The organism is Streptacidiphilus anmyonensis (assembly GCF_000787855.1).
In the GTDB taxonomy this organism is placed as follows: Bacteria; Actinomycetota; Actinomycetes; order Streptomycetales; family Streptomycetaceae; genus Streptacidiphilus; species Streptacidiphilus anmyonensis.
In genome coordinates this window covers 154,418-174,165 of record NZ_BBPQ01000010.1, presented here as the reverse complement: position 1 = coordinate 174,165, position 19,748 = coordinate 154,418, and the positions used below count along the sequence as shown (strand labels likewise).

Below are 19,748 nucleotides of genomic sequence, written 5' to 3'. Positions count from 1 at the left end.
GGCTCCAGACGCCGGGGCACCGGCTGGTTCGGCTGGGGGCCGGTGTCGGCCATCGAGCCGTCCCCGATCAGGTTGACCGGCGTCGCGCTCGGCGTGCCGGACCCTCCGGTGACGGGCTTGCCGTCTCCCCCCGCTGTCCTCGTGCCCCCGTCGGAGCGCCCGCACGCGGACACGCCCAGCGCCGCCGCCGTGGCGATCGCTCCCCCGGCGAGCACGTTCCTGCGCGACAACGCTCCCATTCGGTCCTGCCTTTCGGGCTGTTCGTTTCTCGGATCCTCAGCTGTTCGTTCAGCTGTGCGCTCATTGGGACGCTTGTCCGGCAACAATCGGTTCGCCCCGATCGATCCGGATGTAAACAACCCTCAGAGCGTCCCTTGCTCGGAGGCGGCCACACGTCCGAGGACCCGCGGGAGATTAAGTCGCCAGTACGTTTCCTGAGGAGGCCCCCCACAGGAACTCCCGGGGAAACTCACACGAACGTGTGCGTTCGACGCGGGGCGGCTACGCTGCGGCACGTCCGATGAGATCACCCGCCGCCCGGCGGTTTCCATCCGTCGGACGGCTGGAAACCGGAGCGGATCGGGGGGAACGCACAGGTGGGCGTGGACTGGGGTACGGCGTCGGCGATTCTGACGGCGGGTGGGACGCTGGTGCTGGCGGCGGCCAGTTTCGCCTCCATCCGCTCGGCCGAACGCGCGGCGCGCTCGGCCGAACGCGCGCTCCAGGTCTCGCTGCGCCCCGTCCTCGTCGGGGCCCGGCCCAGCGATCCCCAGCAGAAGCTCATCTGGACCGACGGTCACACCGCCCACCTCGCCGGCGCGGCGGGCTACGCCCACCTCGGCGATGAGGCGATCTACCTCGGGGCGGCCCTGCGCAACCTCGGCCCCGGCCTCGGCATCGTCCACGGCTGGTCGCTGCGCGAGGGCGACGCCCCCGTCGACGCGGCCGGCTTCCGCCGCCAGGGCCTGGACATGTACATCGCGCCGTCCGACCACGGCACCTGGCACGCCGCGCTGCGCGACCCGGCCGATCCGGCCTTCTCCGCCCTCGCGGACCTGGTGAAGAACCGGGAGCGGATCAACGTCGACCTCCTCTACGGCGACCACGAGGGCGGTCAGCGGACGGTCACCCGGCTGTCGCTGATACCGAAGCGCTCGGACGAGGGCTGGCTGTGCCAGACCGTCCGACACTGGAACCTGGACCGCCCCGACCCCCGCGATTAAGGCCCCGAACCCGATGCGCAGTCTCGACCTGCACCCGATCTTCCGCAACAACCGCGACATCGAGCTGGCGATGCGCCAGTTCCTCTTCGCCTGCGCGCAGTCGGGCGACCCTGTCGCCGAGATCATCCCGGGCAAGGGCTCGGGGCAGCTGAAACGGCGGGTGCTCGCCTTCCTCGACCAGAAGCACATCCGCAGGCTGTACGCCCGCCACGAGGAGGACCCGAGGAACCCGGGCCGGATCCTCGTGCACTTCCGGTAGCCCCGGGGCGTGTGGCGTCACACCGTGAGGACGAGCTTGCCCTGGACCCGGCCGGCCTCCAGCAGCGCGTGCGCGGAGCCCGCGTTCGCGAGCGGGAAGACCGCCTCGACGTGCGGGCGGACCAGTCCGGCGTCCGCCAGCTCCGCGATCCGCTCCAGGGACGCGTAGTCGGGCTCCACGGAGACCACGACCAGCCGCACGCCGCGCTCCCCGGCCGCGGCGGCGAGCTTCTCCCCGCCCTCGAGGATGCTGACCAGCACGCCGCCGGGACGCAGCACGTCCATCGAGCGCTCGCCCTGGGCCGTCGAGTCGAAGACCACGTCCAGGTCGCGCGCGACCTCCGTGAAGTCGACGCTCCGGTAGTCGATCAGCTCGTCCGCCCCGAGGCCCCGCAGGAAGTCGTGGCGCGCCGCGCTCGCCAGCGCGGTGACGTGGGCGCCGTGCGCCTTGGCGAGCTGCACCGCCAGGTGGCCCACACCGCCCGACGCGCGGTGGATCAGCACCCGGTCTCCGGCCGAGAGACGGGCCCGGTCGATCAGGCCCTGCCACGCCGTCAGCGCGGCCAGCGGCAGCGCGGCCGCCTCCACGTGGTCCAGCGAGGCGGGCTTGCGGGCCAACTGCCGGGAGGGCGCGGCGACGTACTCGGCGTAGGCCCCCGCGGCGCGCGGGAAGAAGGGCATCCCGTACACCTCCTCGCCGACGGCGTAGCGGGCGCCGGGCCCGGCCTGCGCGACCACGCCGGACAGGTCCCAGCCGAGGCCGAAGGGCGGCTCACCCAGCAGCGCGTACTCCCCCGACCGCACCGCCGCGTCCACCGGGTTCACCCCGCAGGCGTGCACCCGCACCAGCACTTCGCCCGGGAGCGGGCGGGGTCGCTCGACCTCCTCGACCCCGAGGACCTCCGGTCCGCCGAACGTCCGCTGCCGCACCGCGCGCATCACCGTGCTCCGCCCCCAGTCGATGTGTGACACCCCGAGTCCCGGGACAGCCGGGACCGGCCGTCAGTCGGTCAGCTTGCGCAGGGCCTCGGCGGTCGCGAAGACGTCGTTGCGACCCTCCTTGGCGTGCTCGACGAGGTCCGCCAGCGCGAAGCTGTTCGGCAGCGGCTTGACGCCGGCCATCGCCAGGTAGGAGCGGGTGAGGGTCGCGGCGTAGAACTCGTTCATCGGCGAGTCGAGCGGCGGGCACACCGAGAGCGTGTGCAACAGCGCGGCCGCGCGCCAGTGGACGTCGCGCGGAGGCTCGTCGGCGATCAGGATCACGTCGCTGGCGTGCCGGGCGATCGCCGCGCTGATCGCGGACGGATCCCACACCGTCGGGTCGGACGGCAGGTGGTGCGCCAGCACGTTCCAGGCCCACGCCTCGTCGGCCTTCACCCCGTCCACCTTCACGCGGACTTCTTCCCGCCGAACCGCTCCTGGAAGTACGCCCAGTTCTCCGGGTTGTTGAACTCGGCCGCCGCCTCCAGGAAGCGCTGCCGGTCCGGGTCGAGCTCGCGTCGCGCGGCCTCGGTGACCAGGGCTGTGATCGTCGTGCCCTCGGCCGCCGCCCGCGCCGCCAGCCGGGCGTGGAACTCCTCGTCCACCCGGATGGTGATGTGCTTCGACATGATGGGTACCGTACAGCAGCCGTGCTGTACGGCAGCAGGCTCATGCGGAACTCTGGGGGAAGACTTGACCGACGCAGCGGTAACCGTCATCACCGGAGCAGGCCGGGGCATCGGGGCCGCCATCGCGCTGCGCCTGGCGCGTGAGGGCCACGACCTGGTCCTCGGCTACCACGCGGACCAGGACTCCGCCGAGGGCGTCGCCGCACGGGTCCGCGCCGAGGGCCGCCGCTGCGTCACGGTACGGGTGGACACCACCCACCAGGCCGACGTGGAACGGCTGTTCGCCGCCGCCGAGGAGGCGGGCCTGGGCCCGGTGACCGGCCTGGTCAACAACGCGGGCGTGCCCGGTCCCTACGGGCCGCTGGCCGAGGCCGATCCGGAGGGCGTCCGCCGCAGCGTGGACGTGAACGTGACCGGCTACCTGCTGTGCGCCCGCGAAGCCGTGCGCGCCATGACCGCGTCCGGCACCGGGGGCGCCATCGTCAACATCTCCTCCGGCGCGGCCACACTCGGCAGCCCCGGCGAGTACGTCCACTACGCCGCCGCGAAGGCGGCCGTGGACGCGATGACGGTGGGCCTGGCCAAGGAGCTCGGCCCGCTCGGCATCCGCGTCAACTGCGTGGCGCCGGGCACGGTGTGGACGGACTTCCACCCCGACCCGGAGCGCCCGGCCAAGCGGGCCCCGAACATCCCGCTCGGCCGCTCCGCGCAGCCGGAGGAGATCGCCGGCGCCGTCGCCTGGTTCTTCTCCCCCGACGCGGGCTACGCCTCCGGCGCGGTGCTGCGGGTGGCCGGCGGCATGTAGCCGAGCAGCCGGTCCACCTCCGCCTCGGTGTTGTACAGGTGGAAGGCGATCCGCAGGCCCCCGGCCCGCGCGCTGACCTTGATGCCGTCCTCGGCCAGCTGCTTGGCGACGTCCCCGAGCCCCGAGACCGAGACGATCGCGGAGTCGGCCTCGACCGGCCGGTGTCCGAGCGCGCGCAGTCCGTCGCGGCAGCGGGCGGCCAGCGCGCGGTCGTGCGCGCCGATCAGCGCCGGGGTCAGCTCCTCGATCAGTGCGAGCGACCGCTCGGCGCCGATGAACGGCAGCCACGCCGGACCGTGGTCGAACCGCCGCGCGGACCGGGCGAGCACGACCTCGTCGTAGCAGGCGGCCCACGGGTCCTCGCCCGCGTACCAGCCCGGCGCGATCGGCCGCAGGCCCGGCATCGCGTCCTCGGCGACGACGAGGAAGGCGACGCCGCGCGGCGCGAGCAGCCACTTGTACGCCCCGCACACGACGTAGTCCGCGTCGGCCGCGTGCGGCGCGAGCGGCAGCCACCCCGCGGCCTGCGTCGCGTCGAGCAGCAGCCGCGCGCCGACCCTGCGGGTCGCCTCACGCACCGCGCCGAGGTCGACGAGCCGCCCGTCGGCGGACTGCACGACGCTCACCGCGACGAGCGCGGTCGTGTCCGTGACGGCCTCGGCGAGACGCTCCAGCGGGGCGACCCGCACCCGCAGCCCCGGCCGGTGCTGGAACGGCGCGGTCACGGACGTGAACTCGCCTGCGGCGACCAGCACTTCCGCGCCCTCCGGCAGCGCGGCGGCCACCACCGCGACGTGCTCCGCGGTCGTCGCCCCGATCGCGACGTGCCGCTCCGCGACCCCGGCGAGCCGCGCGAAGGCGCGCCGCGCGGCGTTGACGGGCCCGTCGTACCCGACGACGTCCCCCCGCCCGGCGGCCTGCGCGGCGAGCGCCTCCGTCAGCGCGGCAACGGTCCGCGCGGGCGGCAGGCCCATGCCGGCGGTGTTGAGATACACGGTCCCGGGTGCGAACTCCCGTGCGACGAGATCAAGGTCCATGCCGCCATCGTCCCCGCGGGGCCACGCGCGCACCACAGCCAATCCACTTCCCGTGGCCCCAAGCACGCCGCGCCGAAGGGGCGCGAGCCCCGGCCAGGCGTGCTCCCGCAGGAAGTTGCAGCACGCCAAAGGGGCGCGAGGAACTGCGCGAGCAACCACCCTGTGCGGATGGCCCTGCTCGCTGAGCGACTCACCACCCACGGTGGCTTGTCGCGCAGTTCCCCGCGCCCCTGGCAAAGTGCACCTGGCTGCGGGAGGCAGTGCAGCGAGCTCTTACGCCCGGCCCATCTCCTCGGCGATGGCCGACGCGAACGCGTCGATGTCCGTCTCCGTGGTGTCGAACGAGCACATCCAGCGGACCTCGCCGGTCTGCTCGTCCCAGAAGTAGAAGCGGAACCGCTTCTGCAGCCGCTCGCTCACCTCGCGCGGCAGGAGCGCGAAGACCGCGTTGGCCTGGACCGGGCGGACGACCTCGACGCCGTCGATCGCCGCGACCGCCGTCTCCAGGCGCTTGGCCATCGCGTTCGCGTGCGACGCGTTCCGCAGCCACAGGTCGCCGGAGAGCAGCGCCTCGAACTGGACCGAGATGAACCGCATCTTCGACGCGAGCTGCATCGAGGTCTTGCGCAGGAACGTGATGTTCCTGACCGCGTCCGGGTTGAGCACGACCACGCACTCGCCCAGCATCAGGCCGTTCTTCGTGCCGCCGAAGCTCAGCACGTCCACGCCCGCGTCCGTGGTGAACGCGCGGAACGGCAGGCCGAGCGTCGCCGCGGCGTTCGCCAGGCGGGAGCCGTCGACGTGGACGAGCATGCCCAGCTGGTGGGCGTGGTCGCAGATCGCGCGGATCTCGTCCGGGGTGTAGCAGGTGCCGAGCTCGGTGGACTGGGTGATGGAGACCGCGAGCGGCTGCGCGCGGTGCTCGTCGCCGAAGCCCCAGGCCTGCTGGTCGATCAGCTCGGGGGTGAGCTTGCCGTCCGGGGTGGGGACGGTGAGCAGCTTGATGCCGCCCATCTTCTCCGGCGCGCCGCCCTCGTCGACGTTGATGTGGGCGGTCGCCGCGGCGACGACCGCGCCCCAGCGCGGCAGCAGCGCCTGGAGCGCGGTGACGTTGGCGCCGGTGCCGTTGAAGACGGGGTACGCCTGGGCCCGCTCACCGAAGTGCGCCTTGAAGACGTCCTGGAGGTGCTCGGTGTAGGCGTCCTCGCCGTAGGAGATCTGGTGGCCGTCGTTGGCCACGGCCAGGGCCGCCAGGACCTCCGGGTGGATGCCGGCGTAGTTGTCGCTGGCGAAGCCACGGACGGAGGGGTCGTGGCGGCGCTTGGCCTCGGTCAGTACATCGGTCACTGGGGCGTCAGCCACAGGTGCGTTCCATTCACTTCGTCGGCGGGGCGGGCCCACAGGGAGACGACCTGCTCGGCGAGGTCGGCCGTCTCGGTGAACCCGGCGAACTTGGCGTTCGGCTTCTCGGCGCGCATCTCCGGGGAGACCAGCGCCTTCACCACCAGGATGGCAGCCGCGGCCGAGGTGTCCTTCAGCGAGTCGGCCATGGCCAGCGTCCACGTCTCGGCGGCGGCCTTGGCCGTCGCGTACGCGGCGTTGCCGCCGGTCGGCTTGTGCGCGCCGGCCGCCGAGATGATCGCGAAGCGGGCGTCGTCGCTGCGCTGGAGGGCCTCCAGGAAGCCGAGGCTGGTGTGCTGGAGGGTCCGCACGAGCATGTCGTGCAGGAAGTCCCAGTCGGCCAGGTCGGTGTCGGCGAAGGTCTTGCTGCCGCGCCAGCCGCCGACCAGGTGCACCAGGCCGTCGACGCGGCCGAACTCGGCCTCGATGTGGTCGGCCCAGTCACGGGCGGCCTGCGGGTCGAGCAGGTCGACGACCTGGCCGACGACGATCGCGCCGGGGACGGCGCGGCGCACCGAGTCCATCAGCTCGTCGAGCTTGCGGGCGTCGATGTCGCCGCAGGCGACGGTCGCGCCGGCCTGGGCCAGGCGCAGCGCGGCCGCCCGCCCGGCCATGCCGGTCGCGCCGGCGACCGCGACGACGCGGCCCTTCAGGTCAACGTTCTCGGTGCTCACGCTGCGTTCTCCACGGTGCTCGTGCCGGTCATGCCGGAGGTGGACGCGATGACGCCGGACAGCTTCTTGGACAGCGCCTCGAAGAACATGCTGAGGGGGAACTCGTCCGGAAGCACGGCGTCGCACAGCGCCTTGTTCAGCGTCTTGGCCTCGCTGTGGTCCTTGAAGGGCAGCGCGTCGGCGCCCTTGGCCCAGGTGGAGGCGGGGTGCGGGGTCAGGTACGTGGAGACCAGCTCGTAGGCGGCCAGCCAGTGGGCGGTCTTCGGGCGGTCGATGCCGTCGCGGTAGAGCTTCTCGATCTCCGCGCACAGGTCGTTGGTGACCTGCGGGGCGCGCTGCCAGTCGATGTGCAGCTTGTTGTCGGTCCAGCGCAGCGCGTCGTGCTTGTGCAGGTACGCGAAGAGCAGCTGGCCGCCGAGGCCGTCGTAGTTGCGGACGCGGCCGCCGGAGACCGGGAAGCGGAACATCCGGTCGAAGAGGATCGCGTACTGGACGTTGCGGCCGTGCTCGTTGCCCTGGGCCTCCAGCTCGACCGCGGCCTTGAAGGCCGTCAGGTCGCAGCGGAGCTCCTCGAGCCCGTACATCCAGAAGGGGCTGCGCTGCTTGATCATGAAGGGGTCGAACGGCAGGTCGCCGTGGCTGTGGGTGCGGTCGTGGACCAGGTCCCACAGAACGAAGGTCTCCTGCGCGGTCTGCTGGTCGGCGAGGAGCGCGGCGGCGTCGTCGGGGATGGTCAGGCCGAGGGTCCGCACCGCCGAGGTGGAGACGGCGCGGAAGCGCGCGGCCTCGCGGTCGCAGAAGATGCCGCCCCAGGTGAAACGTTCCGGCACCTCGCGCACCGAGACGGTCTCCGGGAAGAGCACGGCGGAGTTGGTGTCGTAGCCGGCCGTGAAGTCCACGAACGTGATCGGCACGAACATCGGGTTGTCGTAGCGGGTGCGCTCCAGCTCGTCCAGCCACTCCGGCCAGACGACGTGCAGCAGCACGGCCTCGAGGTTGCGGTCCGGGTTGCCGTTCTGCGTGTACATCGGGAAGACGACCAGGTGGGCCAGGCCGTCGACGCGCTGCTCGGCGGGCTGGAAGGCCAGCAGCGAGTCGAGGAAGTCAGGGGTGGCGTAGCCGGAGGCGGCCCAGCGCATCAGGTCCAGCACGACGGCGTCGAGGTACGCCTTGTCATGCGGGAAGAGCGGAGCCAGCTCGCCGATGGCCTCGGTGATCACCGAGAGCTGTGCGTCGGCCTCCTCCTTCGTGGACGCGCCACGGGAGTTGAGGTCGATCGAGCCGTCCTTGGACTGGAGCGGACGGAGCGCTTCGACCGCGGCCTTGAGGCGGAGCCAGGCCGGGTGCCCGGCGAGATCCGCAGTGGATTTGTCTGCCGTGGGGAGCGTCGACGAGAGATTTTCCATGAGGGCCCTGCCTGAACGAAAGAAACTTTGGTGTTGCCACCGTATATACAGAAGGTTCTGTTGTTCAAGAGGGGACTGCAACCGCTGGAGTGGCGATAGTCACCGTTGGTCACCGTCAGCGATATTCGTCCGGGATGTGAGACGGCCTCGGATCCGGAGCAGCCGCTTCACTCTCCTGTGACAACCGGTCGGTAGGCTGCCGCCACCTGTCGTCCATCCGGGAGTCACCGTGAACGCCCTGCTCAAGACCTCTCGTCTGCTCAGCGCCGCCGCCGGCGCGGCCGTCCTGGTGCTCGCCGCAGGCTGCGCGCCCCAGTCGAGCAGCAACGCGAGCGGATCTCCCTCGGGCGCCTCCGGCTCGGCCGCCACCTGCGCCAAGGGCGCGCTGCCCACGCTGACCTCCGGCAAGCTCACCGTCGGCACCGACGACCCGGCCTACGACCCGTGGTTCGACAACAACAAGCCGTCCGACGGCAAGGGCTTCGAGTCGGCGGTCGCCTACGCCGTCGCCAAGCAGCTCGGCTACGACACCTCGAAGGTGACCTGGACCGTCGCGCCGTTCAACAGCGTCGTCGCGCCCGGCCAGAAGAAGTTCGACTTCGACATCAACGAGGTCTCGATCACCGACGAGCGCCGCAACGCCGTCGACTTCTCCTCCGGCTACTACGACGTGCGCCAGGCCGTGATCACGCTCAAGGACTCCAAGTACGCCGGCGCCACGACCGTCGCCGGGCTCAAGGGAGCGAAGATCGGCGCCCAGGTCGGCACCACCGGCCTCACGGTCGTGCAGAAGCTGGTCCAGCCGAGCACCCAGCCCGCCGTCTTCGACTCCACCGACGAGGCCAGCGCCGCGCTGAAGAACCACCAGGTCGACGCGATCGTGGTCGACCTGCCCACGGCCTTCTACATCACCTCCGCGCAGGTCACGGACGCGAAGATCGTCGGCCAGTTCGCCTCCGGCGCGGCCACCTCCGACGGCAAGCCGGAGCAGTTCGGCCTCGTCCTCGGCAAGGGCAGCACGCTGACCTCCTGCGTCTCCCAGGCCGTCGACGCGCTGCGCGCGGACGGGACGCTGGACCAGCTGGCCAAGCAGTACCTGCCGGCTGCCGACTCCGCGCCCGTCCTGAAGTGAGCACGTCTGAGACAGGCGGAGCCGAGATGAGCGGAGCCGACGTGGACTCCGAGAGCGCCGACCCCGTCATGGAGCGCGGGCCGTACGCCCCGTCCGAGCGGCGGCTGGCCCGCGAGGCCTACCGCCGGTCGCGGACCCGCCGCTCGGCGCTGATCGCGACGGCGAGCACGGTCGCCGTGGCGGCGGTGCTCTTCCTCGTCGTCACCGGCTCCCCCGGCTGGCCGGTCACCCAGAAGACCTTCCTCAGCCCGCACTACGCCCGCGAGGCGCTCTCCCCGGTGCTGCACGGCTTCGTGCTCAACCTGGAGCTGCTCGCCGTGTGCGGGCCGACCATCCTGGTCCTCGGCCTGCTGATCGCGGCCGCCCGGACCCTGCGCGGCCCGGTCTTCCTGCCGCTGCGGCTGCTCGCCACCGCCTATGTGGACTTCTTCCGCGGCTTTCCGCTGATCATCCTGCTGCTGCTGATCGTCTTCGGCGTGCCCGCGCTCCAGCTCCAGGGGGTCACCAACGACCCGATCGTCCTGGGCGGGACCGCGCTGGTGATCAACTACTCGGCGTACGTCGCGGAGGTCTACCGCGCCGGCATCGAGTCGGTCCACCCGAGCCAGCGGGCCGCCGCCCGCTCCCTCGGCCTGACCTACACCCAGACCATGCGCTTCGTCGTCCTGCCGCAGGCGATCCGCCGGGTCGTCCCGGCGCTCGTCAACGACATGGCCTCGCTGCAGAAGGACACCGGCCTGGTCTACGTCGGCGGCGCGATCGACGCCGTCGCCGCCGCCCACATCATGGTCGCGAGCAGCTTCAACTACACGCCGCTGGTCGTCGCCGGCCTCGGCTTCGTGATCCTCACCATCCCGATGACCCGCTACGCCGACTGGCTGACGAGGCGGACGGACCGACGCCGCGCCCAGGGAGGCATCGTATGACCGCGACCGATCCGGTCCTGCGCTTCGAGTCGGTCCGCAAGGCCTTCGGCGAGCAGGTCATCCTCGACGACGTCAGTCTGGAGGTGCCCGAACACTCCGTCACCGTGCTGATCGGCGCCTCCGGTTCGGGCAAGTCCACGCTGCTGCGCTGCGCCAACCTGCTGGAGGAGATCGACGACGGCGCCATCTGGCTCGACGGCGAGGACATCACCGACCCGCGCGTCGACGCGGACGCCGTCCGGCGCCGGATCGGCGTCGTCTTCCAGGCGTACAACCTCTTCCCGCACCTGAACGTGCTGGACAACATCACCCTCGGCCCGCGCCGGGTCCACCGCGTCCCGCGCGCCGAGGCCGAGCGGGGAGCGCTGGAGCTGCTGGACCGGCTCGGGCTCGCCGCCAAGGCGAAGGAGTACCCCGACCGGCTCTCCGGCGGCCAGCAGCAGCGCGTGGCGCTGGTCCGCGCCATCGTCTCCGAGCCGCGCGTGCTGCTGCTCGACGAGATCACCGCGGCGCTGGACCCGGAGCTGGTGACCGAGGTCCTCTCCGTCGTCCGCGACCTCAAGGAGCAGGGCCGCACCATGGTGCTCGCCACCCACGAGATGGCGTTCGCCCGCGACGTCGCCGACCAGGTCTGCTTCCTGGCGGACGGTGTCATCCTGGAGCGGGGCACCTCGGCGCAGGTCTTCGGCGATCCGCAGCACGAGCGCACGCGGCGGTTCCTGAGCCGGCTCAGCGAGGCCGGACGGCTCTGATCTGCTTGCTGTTGGGGGGACAGTGACCACGGTGGGGAACGTGTGGGCGCGCGGGCGCGCCTACGTGGAGCAGCGCTGCCCGAAGCTGCCGAGACGGCTGCCGCCGGTGCTGCTCGCCGTGGTCGGGGCGGCCGCCCTCGCGTGGGGCGCCGGCCGGGAGACGCCCGCCGGGGTCGTGGTGGGGATGTCCTTCCTCCCGTTGTGGGTGCTCGCCGGCGGCTGGCGCGTCTGGCGCGCCCCGGAGGAGGGCCTGCCGCAGCTGATGCACTGGCGCAGCCGCCAGCGTCGCGTCTGCGCGCGCGTCGCCGTGTCGATGCTCGCGGGCGCGGGCGTCGCCGTGATGCTGCTGGGCTACGCGTACGAGAAGGACTGGACCGGCGTCCAGCAGGCGTGGACGCGGGCGGCGATCTGGCTGGCGGTCCTCTCCCCCGTGCCGGTGCTGCTCGACCCGCTGGTGTGGCGCGCGTGGACCCGGCCCTTCCGCCGTGCGGTGCGCTCGGCACAGGCCCTGATGCTGCTTCAGGAACCGGACCGGTTCCGGAAGGTCTCCCCTCGCCGCCGACCGGCCTGGGGCTTCGACCCCGACCAGGGCTTCTGCGGCCGCCCGCTCCCGGTCGGCCGCAGCGAGCCGCACGAGCGGCGGGGCGCGCCGCACACCTGCTGGGGCAGGAGCCGGAACGGGACCCAGGTGGGCGTCTCGTGGGACGGCGAGGCGGCGCTCGTCGTCCGGCTGGAGGGCGCGGGGACCGACGTCCGGATCCCGATCGACGAGGTCGCGGAGCTGGTGTGCGTCTCCGAGTCCACCCCGCGCCAGAGCATCGACGAGGTCCTGGTCCTCGACGGCGCCGGCCGCCGGCTGGCCACGCTGCCGCGCGGCACCCTCGGCATCACGGACCTCTCCCGCGTCGCCGCGGCGGCGGGCGTGCGCTTCGCCGACTACGAACTGGGCTTCGCGGAGGGCGCGAGCGTCCTCACCTGGAGACTGTTCCCGCGCGCGAAAACCCATCGGCGCATCACCGCCTGAGCGGATAGCCTCGCGCGCATGGACGAGGGCCGGAACCTGCTGAACGTCGTCGACGTCGAGGCGACCTGCTGGGACGGCGAGCCGCCGCCTGGCCAGGTCAACGAGATCATCGAGATCGGCCTCACCGTCGTCGACCTCACCCGCGGCGAACGGCTGTCCAAGCACCGCCTGCTGGTGCGACCGGGGCGCTCGCGGGTGAGCCCGTTCTGCACGGAGCTGACCGGGCTGACGCAGCAGGAGGTCGACGGCGGGATCCCCTTCGCGGAGGCCTGCCGCCGGCTGGCCAAGGAGCACGCGGCCGGCGCGCGGCCGTGGGCGAGCTGGGGCGACTACGACCGCCACCAGTTCACCCGCCAGTGCCGGGCGACCGGCGTCGCCTATCCGTTCGGCTCACGCCACACCAACGCGAAGGCGGTCTTCACCGAGGCCAACGGGCTGCGCAAGCGCCCGGGCATGGCCCAGGCCCTCCGCCTCGCCGGCCTTCCCCTGGAAGGCCGCCACCACTGCGGCGCGGACGACGCCTGGAACATCGCGGCGCTGATCCTGACGGACGGAACACTGGAGCGCCTTCAGGCCGCGTAGCTGCCTGACGGAGCGCGGGGAACTGCGCGCGCAACCACTCGCATGAGGATGGCCCTGCGCGTCGAGGACCATCCTGGCGTCAGTGGCTTGTCGCGCCAGGCAAGAGGCTCAGAGCCCGTGCTCGCCGACCGGGCCGACGTCCCAGCCCTGCTCCTCGCAGTGGTCCAGCAGGCGCGGCAGCGCGGCCAGCGTCGCCGTCCAGGAGGCGGGAGCGGAGGTGCAGTCCGAGTCGTGGAGGAGGATCGTGCCGCCACCGCGAAGATTGCGGGTGACCGTCTGGAACACGGACGTGCCCGTCGCGCCCGCGCGCCAGTCCGCGCCCCAGGAGGTCCACAGGATCGGCGTCATGCCGAGGCTGCGGGCGCTGGTCAGCGCGGCCGTGGTGGCGATCCCGTACGGGGGGCGGTACCAGCGGGGGGCGACGCCCGTCGCCTCCGCGACGAGGTCCCGGGCGCGGGTGAGGTCGTCGCGGGTGGCGCGCGGCGTGCGGACCACCATCGGACGGTGCAGGTAGCCGTGGACGGCGATCTCGTGGCCGGCCGCGACGATCTCCTTGCCCAGGCCCGGGTCGCGCTCCAGCATGAAGCCGAGCAGGAAGAACGTGGCCTTGACGTCGCGCTTCTCCAGCAGCCGCAGGAACCGCGGGGTGGAGATCGGGTCGGGGCCGTCGTCGAAGCTCAGCGCGATGTGGTTCTCCAAACCCTGGCCGCCGTAGTGCGGGAAGAGCTTGCTGCGCAGCGGCTCCAGCGGCTGGATGGAGGTGAGCGCCGGGGCGGCGTGGGCGAGGGCCAGGCCGCCGGCGATCCCGGCGGCCGTCTTGACGACGCGGTTCATCGCGCGTTCTCCATCTCCATCGAGTCCATCGCCTCCATCGCCGCCCCCAGCGGCAGCACGACTCCGGGCGCGGCCTCGACCATGTGGCCGAGGCCGGCGGCCTCCAGCAGCAAGGTCACCGGGTCGACGCCCCAGGGGGCGGGGACCGCGGACGCGGACCGCACGGCCCGGTCCAGCAGCGGGGCCAGCTCGGCGTGGCTGCGCGCCCAGGGAGCGACGCCTGCCTTGTCGAGCGCGGCCGCGTTGGTCAGGCCGTGGCCGGGGATGGAGCGGTAGGTGACCACGGGGATGCCGGAGGCGACGGCCTCCAGCACGGTGATGCCACCCGCGTTCTGGACCAGCACGTCGGCGGCGTGCATCAGGCTCGGCATGTCGTCCACCCAGCCGAGCGCGGTGACGCCGGCGGCCTCCAGGCGCTGACGCAGCGCCTCGTTGCGGCCGCAGACGACGACGCAGGTGAAACGCGGGTCGGCCGCCTCGACGTCGGCGACGGTGTGCTCCAGCTCACCCGCGCCCCAGGATCCGCCGACGAGCAGGGCGATCTTCGCGTCGTGCGGCAGGCCCCAGCGCTGTCGCGCGGCGGCGCGGGACGCCTTGCTGACCGGGCGGAACCGGCGGTCGACCAGCGGCGTGACGACCTGCACGTCCTGGCAGTCGATCTGCTCGGCCTGCTCGGCGGGGACGGTGTGCACGGCGACGTGCGAGTCCACGTGCGGGGAGGCCCACAGACGGTGCACCGAGAAGTCGGTCAGGTAGGTGTGCACCCGCTGGCTCACCTTGCCGCTCTTGCGCAGCCGGCCGAGGACCTGGCTGGCGAGCGGGTAGGTGGAGACGACGATCGCGGTGTCGTCCTTCACGGCTCTCCGCATGGCCCGACCGGCGAGCCAGGTGAACAGGGCGGCCTGCCCGCTCATCATCCGGGGGTTGTCGAGACCGCCGTACAGCAGCTTCCAGGTCCACGGGGCCCGCTCGAGCATGGTGTGGTAGGTGCCCACGAAGAGCTTGCCGCTGCCGCCGGGCAGCAGGTCGAGGAAGTCGTGCCGGTCGACGTTGAGCCCGGCCTCCAGGAGGCGGACCTCCAGCTCCTTGGCCACCGCGTCGTGTCCCGCTCCGACGCTCGCCGAGACGATCACGGCGCGCGGGGTGCCGCGCCCGGGTGCGGTGCGACGCTGCAGCGGGAGTCGGATCAGTCGGCCCATGGTGTGGCGGTCCCGGTCTTCTCGGCGGCGTGTCGACGCGGCGTCGGCCCCGATGGTGGCGGCGCTGCGGCGACACAGGTGGACGGTTCCACGCTATTGACCGCAACCGCGCGGGGAGAGCGCCCGCAGGATGAACTACCGACCCCGCATCCGTAGTCGCGTCGGGTACGCGCAGGCCGCACATACTCCAAATGGAGTATGTCGCGTCTCGGGGTCGGTCCTGGGAAGGAGGCGAGCGGCGCGGAACGTCCGCTTCTGCGCCTTTGCGCCCCCGGAGCGCCCTGTCGCACGCCGGTGACACGGCGTCACAGTGACGACGTCGTCACTGTCGCAAACAGGAGCATCAGGCGGGAGCCTGACGGGGAGGGCAGGGGGCGCGGATGGGCGGTGCTGAGGTGATCGCGTGGCTGCTGGTGCTGCTGTGCGGAGGCGCCGGGGCCTACTGCGCCGTCCGGCTCTGCTTCCGGCGCGCCGCACCGGCGGCGCATCGCGCGGCGGACGCGACCGAGGCCGTGATGGGCCTGGGCATGGCGGTGATGGCGGCCGGCCTGACCACCCCTACGGGTGTGGGGGTGGCCGTCTACGGGTCGGCGGCGCTCGCCTCGCTCGTGCTCGGCGCGCTCGCCACCGGGCACCGCGCGCACCACGCCTACCACCTGGTCGGGCACGGCGCGATGGTCTACATGACGGTCGTGACGGCCGCCGCGCCACGCGGCACGGCCGGAACGGCCGACACGGCGGGCATGACCGGGATGGCAGGCATGACCGGGATGCCGGTGCGCGGCATACCGCTGGTGACGGGGACGCTCCTGCTGGCGTGCGTCGCCGTGTCGGTCGCGGCCGGTCTGCGGCTGATCGCACCCGCCGCCGCGTCCGCCCCCGGGTCTGCGTCCGCGTCCGCCCCAGGGCCCGGACCGACGTCCGCCACCGCGCGGTCGCTGTGGCGCGCGCCGGCGCTGCCGGACGCCTGCCGGGTCGTCATGGGGCTGTCCATGGCCACCATGCTGGCCCTCATGTGACGTGATGTGGCCTGGTCGGCGGGCCTTTCGACGATCGAATCGTGTCCTGCGTCACTGCTGCGGCAAAGCGATTCCGCCGACCGGGGCGAAGGCATAGGTTGAGGGCGCACGCACCTATGCGTGCGTCCCGTCCTGCCTTGAGGAGCCGCAGCGGTGGGAGCCTTGCCCGCACTCGTCGCACTCGTCGCGCTCGGCGCGGTGCTGGCCCTGCTGGGCCCGCGCGCAGTGGCGCGCGCCCGCTGGACGGTCCAGGAGCCCGTGGTCGCCCTGTGGGCGTGGCAGTGCATCGTGGTGGCCGTGCTGCTGTGCTGCGGCTGCGCGCTGGTCCTCGCGGTGGCGGCCGCCTGGCCCGACGTCAGGTCGCTGGTCTTCGCGGGCGCACCGGCCGGGGTCGAGGCGGCGTACGGCTTCCCATCGGCCCGCCCGTGGGCGACGGCGGCGGCGTTCGTCTTCGCACTCGGCGCCGTCCGCACGGCGCTGGCCCTGGCCTACGAGCTCGCCGGGGCCCGCGCGGTCCGCCGCCGTCAGCGCCGTCAACTGGCCAGGCAGGCGCCGGATCTCCACCCCGAGCTGCGGCCGAGCGCCGGCGCCGGACCGTCCGAGCAGCTGGTGGTGCTGGAGAGCGCCGAGCCGCGCGCCTGGGCGCTGCCGGGCCCGGTGCCCCGCATGGTCGTGACGACGGGCGCGCTGCGGCGTCTCAGCGATCGCGAGCTCGCCGCGCTGCTCGCCCACGAGCGCGGCCACGTCCGCGCCCGCCACCACTGGCTGCTCAGCGCGGCGGAGGCACTGGCTGCGGGCTTCCCCGCGGTGCGGCTCTTCGCCCAGTTCCGCGACGAGGTCGGCCGGCTGGTCGAGCTCGCCGCGGACGACTCCGCGGCGCGCCGGCACGGCCGGCTGGCGACGGCGATCGCCCTGGTCGAGCTGAACCCCGAGAGCACCTGCACGCACCCGCTGGCGCAGATTCCCACGCGCGTCGACCGCCTCCTGGCGAGCGCACCCCGGCTCCAGGCGTGGCAGCGGCTCGCCCTGACCCTGGCCGCGCTGGCGCTGCCGCTGGCCCCCGTCCTGCTCTCCCTCACGCCGGGCCTGACGGCCCTGTAGCTCCCGGCCCCCGGCTCCTGAGTTCCAGCCTGGGGCAGACCGCAGCGTGGCTGCGCCCAGCGGCTCGCGCTCGCGCCACCCGGCCCCGCGGGTTCCGGGAGGGGCCGACCGTCCGCAAGCCGCGCGCCCGGTCGGCCTGCGGCCGCCGGCAGCCACGCCGACGCCTCGGCCACGCCGGCGGACGGGACCGCCCCCAGGCAGGTCCCACGCCTGCCTGCGCCCCGCACCCGCGCCATCCGGCGCGCGACGCCCCGGCCTCCCGGCCCTTCCCGGACGCGGCCCCGCCCCCGATCTTCGATTCCTCGGGCATTCGCCTCCTCGTTCGGGCACGATCGACGACGGGCCGTCAGAGTCGGCGGCGAGGTGAGGGATGCGTGAGGAGTCGGGATGGACAGGATCTGGCTGATCACCGGGGCCAACAGCGGGTTCGGGCGGGCCTTCGCCGAGGCGGCGGTCGCGGCGGGTGACACGGTCGTGGCCACGGCGCGGCGTCCTGAGGCGCTGGCGGACCTCGTCGCGGCGCACCCCGGTCGCGTCGAGGCGCTGCGCCTGGACGTCACCGAGCGTGGCGCAGCAGCCGATGTCGTGGACCAGGTGGCGGCCCGTCACGGCCGGATCGACGTGCTGGTGAACAACGCCGGCCGCACCCACGTGGGCGCGGCCGAGGAGACCACGGACGAGGAGCTGCGCGACCTCTTCGAGCTCCACTTCTTCGGCCCGGCAGAGCTGGTCCGCGCCGTGCTGCCGCACATGCGCGCCCGGCGCTCCGGTGCGATCGTCCAGCTGAGCAGTCTGGGCGGCCAACTGTCGTTCGCGGGCTTCTCCGCGTACAGCGCGACCAAGTTCGCCCTGGAGGGCTTCTCCGAGGCGCTGGCGGCCGAGGTGGCGCCGCTGGGCGTCAAGGTGCTCGTGGTGGAGCCGGGCGCGTTCCGCACGGGACTGTTCGGCAACGCGAGCATGAGTGCGGAGATCGACGACTACCGCGCCACGGCCGGTGCGACTCGCGCCATGGTCAACAGCGGCTCGGGCACCCAGCCGGGGGATCCGGCGAAGGCCGCCGCGGCCGTCCTCGCGGCCCTGGACGCCTCGGAGACACCCTTGCGGCTCCCCCTGGGCGACGACGCGGTGGACGCCGTGACCGCCCACCTGGACTCCGTCCGGGCGGAGATCGCCGTCTGGGAGAAGACGGCGCGGGCGACGGCGTTCGACGCCTAGTCACGGCCGGGGACGCCTGGTCACGGCTGGGGCATGTGGGGTGGGTGCGGCCCGCCCGCGCGCCGCACCCTCCCCACTCGGCCCTCACTCGCCTTCGGCGTCTCCGAGGCCATTCCCAGCAACGCGCGCTACGCTTCGAGCGAGGGGCCACTGCTGACGGCTCGTGACTCTCTGTGGGGGCTTCCCCGTGACGGTGTTTCTTCTCGGCGTAGGCGCGGCCTGTCTGCTCGGGCTGGGGTTCGTCCTGCAGCAGCACGCGGCCCAGCGCGCGCCACGCGACCAGTTGCTGTCCTTCCGGCTGCTCCTGGGGCTGATGAGGTCCCGCGAATGGCTTCTCGGCATCGCCCTGATGGTCTGCGGCCAGGTGCTCAGTGCGCTGGCGCTCAACGCCGGGCGGATCTCCCTGGTCGAGCCGTTGCTCGCGACGAACCTGCTGTTCGCGATGGCCCTCGCCCGACGGATCACCCGGCAGACGCTCGGCGCTTCCGGCTGGGGCGGCGTCCTGCTGCTCGCGGCGGGGGTGACGGTGTTCATCCTCAGCGGCGCGCCGACCGGCGGCGGGACGGAGAAGGGCACGCTGAGACACTGGCTGGTCTTCGGGATCGTCGCGGGGCTGGCCCTGCTGCTGGTGTCCCTGGCCAAGCGGCTGCCCCGGGTCCGCGCGGCGCCCCTGCTCGCCCTGGCCGCCGGGCTGCTGTACGGCCTCCAGGACGCCCTGACGCGCACCGCGGGGCTGCGTCTGGACCACGGCGGCGTCGCGTTCCTGCTGCGCAGTTGGCAGCCCTACGCCGTGCTGCTCATCGGCGTCGTCGGGCTGGTCCTGGTCCAGAGCGCGTTCGAGTCCGCCCCGCTGAAGATGTCCCTGCCCGCCCTGACCGCGGCTCAGCCGCTGGCGGGCATCGCCTGCGGCGTGGGTTTCCTCGGCGACCGCCTGGTGCTCACCCCCGCCGCGCTGGCCGGCGAGGCGTTCGGCCTGGCCTGCATCGTCCTCGGCGTCGTCGTGATCGGCCGCCACCCGGCCCTCCCGGACGCCTGCCTGGAGGCGATGCGCCATCAGGCGGCCGAGGAGCACCAGATGACCAACGTCCGCTGACGCGCCGCGCGGGGCTTGCACGGCCCCCCGCCGCCCGCACCGGTGCCCCGGCGCACGGCGAACCACCGTGGCCGCCGCCGCGCCAGCCTGCGGCCCCGCGCGGACGGCCCCAAACCCATGGACGGACACCCAGGCGGGTTCGCGCCCAGCAGCCGACCACCCTGGCCGCCCTCCGGGCCGCCGCACGGCCGAGCCCGGCCCGCCCGGACGATCCCATGTCCGGGGAAGGACGCCCAAGCGGATTCGCGCCCAGCAGCCGACCAGCCTGGCCGCCCCTGCGCCAGCCCGCGGCCCAGCCCGGCCCCGGGCCGACGGACGCGGCCGGGGAAGGACGCCCAAGCGGGTTCGCGCCGAGCGGCCGACCACCCTGGCCGCCGCCGCGCCAGCCCGCGGCCGAGCCCGGCCCCGCCCGGACGCGGCCGGCGTCCGTGGAGTGGCAGGCCGCCAGGGCCCCGCC

General features: G+C 73.2%; 21 protein-coding genes and 1 pseudogene. 12 read left to right on the top strand and 10 right to left on the bottom strand.

The features are described from left to right. Positions 1-239, bottom strand: a pseudogene (locus TR50_RS13375) (hypothetical protein); the annotation flags it as partial. Between the two features lie 363 nt (positions 240-602). Here TR50_RS13375 and TR50_RS13370 point away from each other — a divergent pair. Together TR50_RS13370 and TR50_RS13365 are read left to right on the top strand one after the other, a co-directional pair. Continuing rightward, complete coding sequence (locus TR50_RS13370; RefSeq protein WP_152648385.1) at positions 603-1,223, top strand: hypothetical protein; 621 nt, start codon at positions 603-605, stop codon at positions 1,221-1,223. 13 nt (positions 1,224-1,236) lie between these two features. Next, entirely contained in the window at positions 1,237-1,482 is a 246-nt protein-coding gene (locus tag TR50_RS13365; protein WP_042419955.1) for a Smr/MutS family protein, read from the top strand. 17 nt (positions 1,483-1,499) lie between these two features. Here the strand turns inward: TR50_RS13365 and TR50_RS13360 are convergent, their stop codons facing one another. The 3 genes from TR50_RS13360 to TR50_RS13350 form a co-directional block, all read right to left on the bottom strand. Then, entirely contained in the window at positions 1,500-2,420 is a 921-nt protein-coding gene (locus tag TR50_RS13360; protein ID WP_042419952.1) for an NADP-dependent oxidoreductase, read from the bottom strand. A gap of 63 nt (positions 2,421-2,483) precedes the next feature. Continuing rightward, the gene (locus TR50_RS13355; RefSeq protein WP_236652204.1) at positions 2,484-2,873 is read right to left on the bottom strand and encodes a hypothetical protein; all 390 of its coding nucleotides are present in this window, start codon (positions 2,871-2,873) and stop codon (positions 2,484-2,486) included. Continuing rightward, entirely contained in the window at positions 2,870-3,091 is a 222-nt protein-coding gene (locus TR50_RS13350) for a toxin-antitoxin system HicB family antitoxin (RefSeq protein WP_042383032.1), read from the bottom strand. The genes TR50_RS13355 and TR50_RS13350 overlap by 4 nt, the downstream gene beginning before the upstream one ends. Before the next feature lie 64 nt (positions 3,092-3,155). Here TR50_RS13350 and TR50_RS13345 point away from each other — a divergent pair, with 64 nt between their 5' ends. After that, on the top strand, positions 3,156-3,896 hold the full coding sequence (locus tag TR50_RS13345) for an SDR family NAD(P)-dependent oxidoreductase (protein WP_042419948.1): 741 nt from the start codon (positions 3,156-3,158) through the stop codon (positions 3,894-3,896). On the opposite strand, the gene TR50_RS13340 is transcribed toward TR50_RS13345, so the two are convergent. The 4 genes from TR50_RS13340 to TR50_RS13325 all read right to left on the bottom strand — a co-directional run bounded on the left by TR50_RS13340 (position 3,854) and on the right by TR50_RS13325 (position 8,414). Then, complete coding sequence (locus TR50_RS13340) at positions 3,854-4,933, bottom strand: aminotransferase class V-fold PLP-dependent enzyme (protein WP_042419945.1); 1,080 nt, start codon at positions 4,931-4,933, stop codon at positions 3,854-3,856. The two genes, TR50_RS13345 and TR50_RS13340, sit on opposite strands and share 43 nt — an antisense overlap. A gap of 273 nt (positions 4,934-5,206) precedes the next feature. Continuing rightward, a complete protein-coding gene (locus TR50_RS13335; RefSeq protein ID WP_042419941.1) occupies positions 5,207-6,295 on the bottom strand; it encodes a threonine aldolase family protein in 1,089 nt (362 codons plus the stop codon). Further along, the gene (locus TR50_RS13330; RefSeq protein WP_269084795.1) at positions 6,277-7,008 is read right to left on the bottom strand and encodes an SDR family NAD(P)-dependent oxidoreductase; all 732 of its coding nucleotides are present in this window, start codon (positions 7,006-7,008) and stop codon (positions 6,277-6,279) included. The genes TR50_RS13335 and TR50_RS13330 overlap by 19 nt, the downstream gene beginning before the upstream one ends. After that, positions 7,005-8,414 (bottom strand): DUF6421 family protein, encoded by a 1,410-nt coding sequence (locus TR50_RS13325; RefSeq protein WP_042419937.1) that lies wholly within the window; start codon positions 8,412-8,414, stop codon positions 7,005-7,007. Before TR50_RS13325 ends, TR50_RS13330 begins: the two co-directional genes overlap by 4 nt. A gap of 229 nt (positions 8,415-8,643) precedes the next feature. Between TR50_RS13325 and TR50_RS13320 the strand changes: the two genes are divergently transcribed. Genes TR50_RS13320 through TR50_RS13300 form a run of 5 tightly spaced genes read left to right on the top strand, consistent with a single transcriptional unit; the run spans position 8,644 to position 12,830 of the window. Next, positions 8,644-9,546 carry an ABC transporter substrate-binding protein gene (locus TR50_RS13320; RefSeq protein WP_042419924.1) on the top strand — a complete coding sequence of 301 codons (903 nt, stop codon included), beginning with the start codon at positions 8,644-8,646 and terminating at the stop codon, positions 9,544-9,546. 26 nt (positions 9,547-9,572) lie between these two features. Continuing rightward, the gene (locus TR50_RS13315; RefSeq protein WP_042419921.1) at positions 9,573-10,472 is read left to right on the top strand and encodes an amino acid ABC transporter permease; all 900 of its coding nucleotides are present in this window, start codon (positions 9,573-9,575) and stop codon (positions 10,470-10,472) included. Further along, complete coding sequence (locus tag TR50_RS13310; protein ID WP_042419918.1) at positions 10,469-11,224, top strand: amino acid ABC transporter ATP-binding protein; 756 nt, start codon at positions 10,469-10,471, stop codon at positions 11,222-11,224. Before TR50_RS13315 ends, TR50_RS13310 begins: the two co-directional genes overlap by 4 nt. A gap of 31 nt (positions 11,225-11,255) precedes the next feature. Beyond that, entirely contained in the window at positions 11,256-12,248 is a 993-nt protein-coding gene (locus TR50_RS13305; RefSeq protein WP_152648384.1) for a hypothetical protein, read from the top strand. Between the two features lie 18 nt (positions 12,249-12,266). Next, positions 12,267-12,830: a 3'-5' exonuclease gene (locus tag TR50_RS13300; RefSeq protein WP_042419911.1), complete on the top strand. Its 564-nt coding sequence runs from the start codon at positions 12,267-12,269 to the stop codon at positions 12,828-12,830. A gap of 108 nt (positions 12,831-12,938) precedes the next feature. Here the strand turns inward: TR50_RS13300 and TR50_RS13295 are convergent, their stop codons facing one another. Together TR50_RS13295 and TR50_RS13290 are read right to left on the bottom strand one after the other, a co-directional pair. Then, positions 12,939-13,664: a polysaccharide deacetylase family protein gene (locus tag TR50_RS13295; protein WP_042419907.1), complete on the bottom strand. Its 726-nt coding sequence runs from the start codon at positions 13,662-13,664 to the stop codon at positions 12,939-12,941. Then, positions 13,661-14,863 carry an MGDG synthase family glycosyltransferase gene (locus tag TR50_RS13290; protein ID WP_052440959.1) on the bottom strand — a complete coding sequence of 401 codons (1,203 nt, stop codon included), beginning with the start codon at positions 14,861-14,863 and terminating at the stop codon, positions 13,661-13,663. The genes TR50_RS13295 and TR50_RS13290 overlap by 4 nt, the downstream gene beginning before the upstream one ends. A gap of 380 nt (positions 14,864-15,243) precedes the next feature. Between TR50_RS13290 and TR50_RS13285 the strand changes: the two genes are divergently transcribed. From TR50_RS13285 to TR50_RS13270, 4 genes are all read left to right on the top strand, one after another. Beyond that, a complete protein-coding gene (locus TR50_RS13285; RefSeq protein ID WP_042419904.1) occupies positions 15,244-15,882 on the top strand; it encodes a DUF5134 domain-containing protein in 639 nt (212 codons plus the stop codon). 162 nt (positions 15,883-16,044) lie between these two features. Further along, on the top strand, positions 16,045-16,983 hold the full coding sequence (locus TR50_RS13280; protein WP_042420027.1) for a M56 family metallopeptidase: 939 nt from the start codon (positions 16,045-16,047) through the stop codon (positions 16,981-16,983). Between the two features lie 387 nt (positions 16,984-17,370). Next, positions 17,371-18,198 carry an oxidoreductase gene (locus TR50_RS13275; RefSeq protein WP_042419901.1) on the top strand — a complete coding sequence of 276 codons (828 nt, stop codon included), beginning with the start codon at positions 17,371-17,373 and terminating at the stop codon, positions 18,196-18,198. Between the two features lie 187 nt (positions 18,199-18,385). Continuing rightward, entirely contained in the window at positions 18,386-19,291 is a 906-nt protein-coding gene (locus tag TR50_RS13270; protein ID WP_042419897.1) for a DMT family transporter, read from the top strand. Positions 19,292-19,748 lie beyond the last annotated feature (457 nt).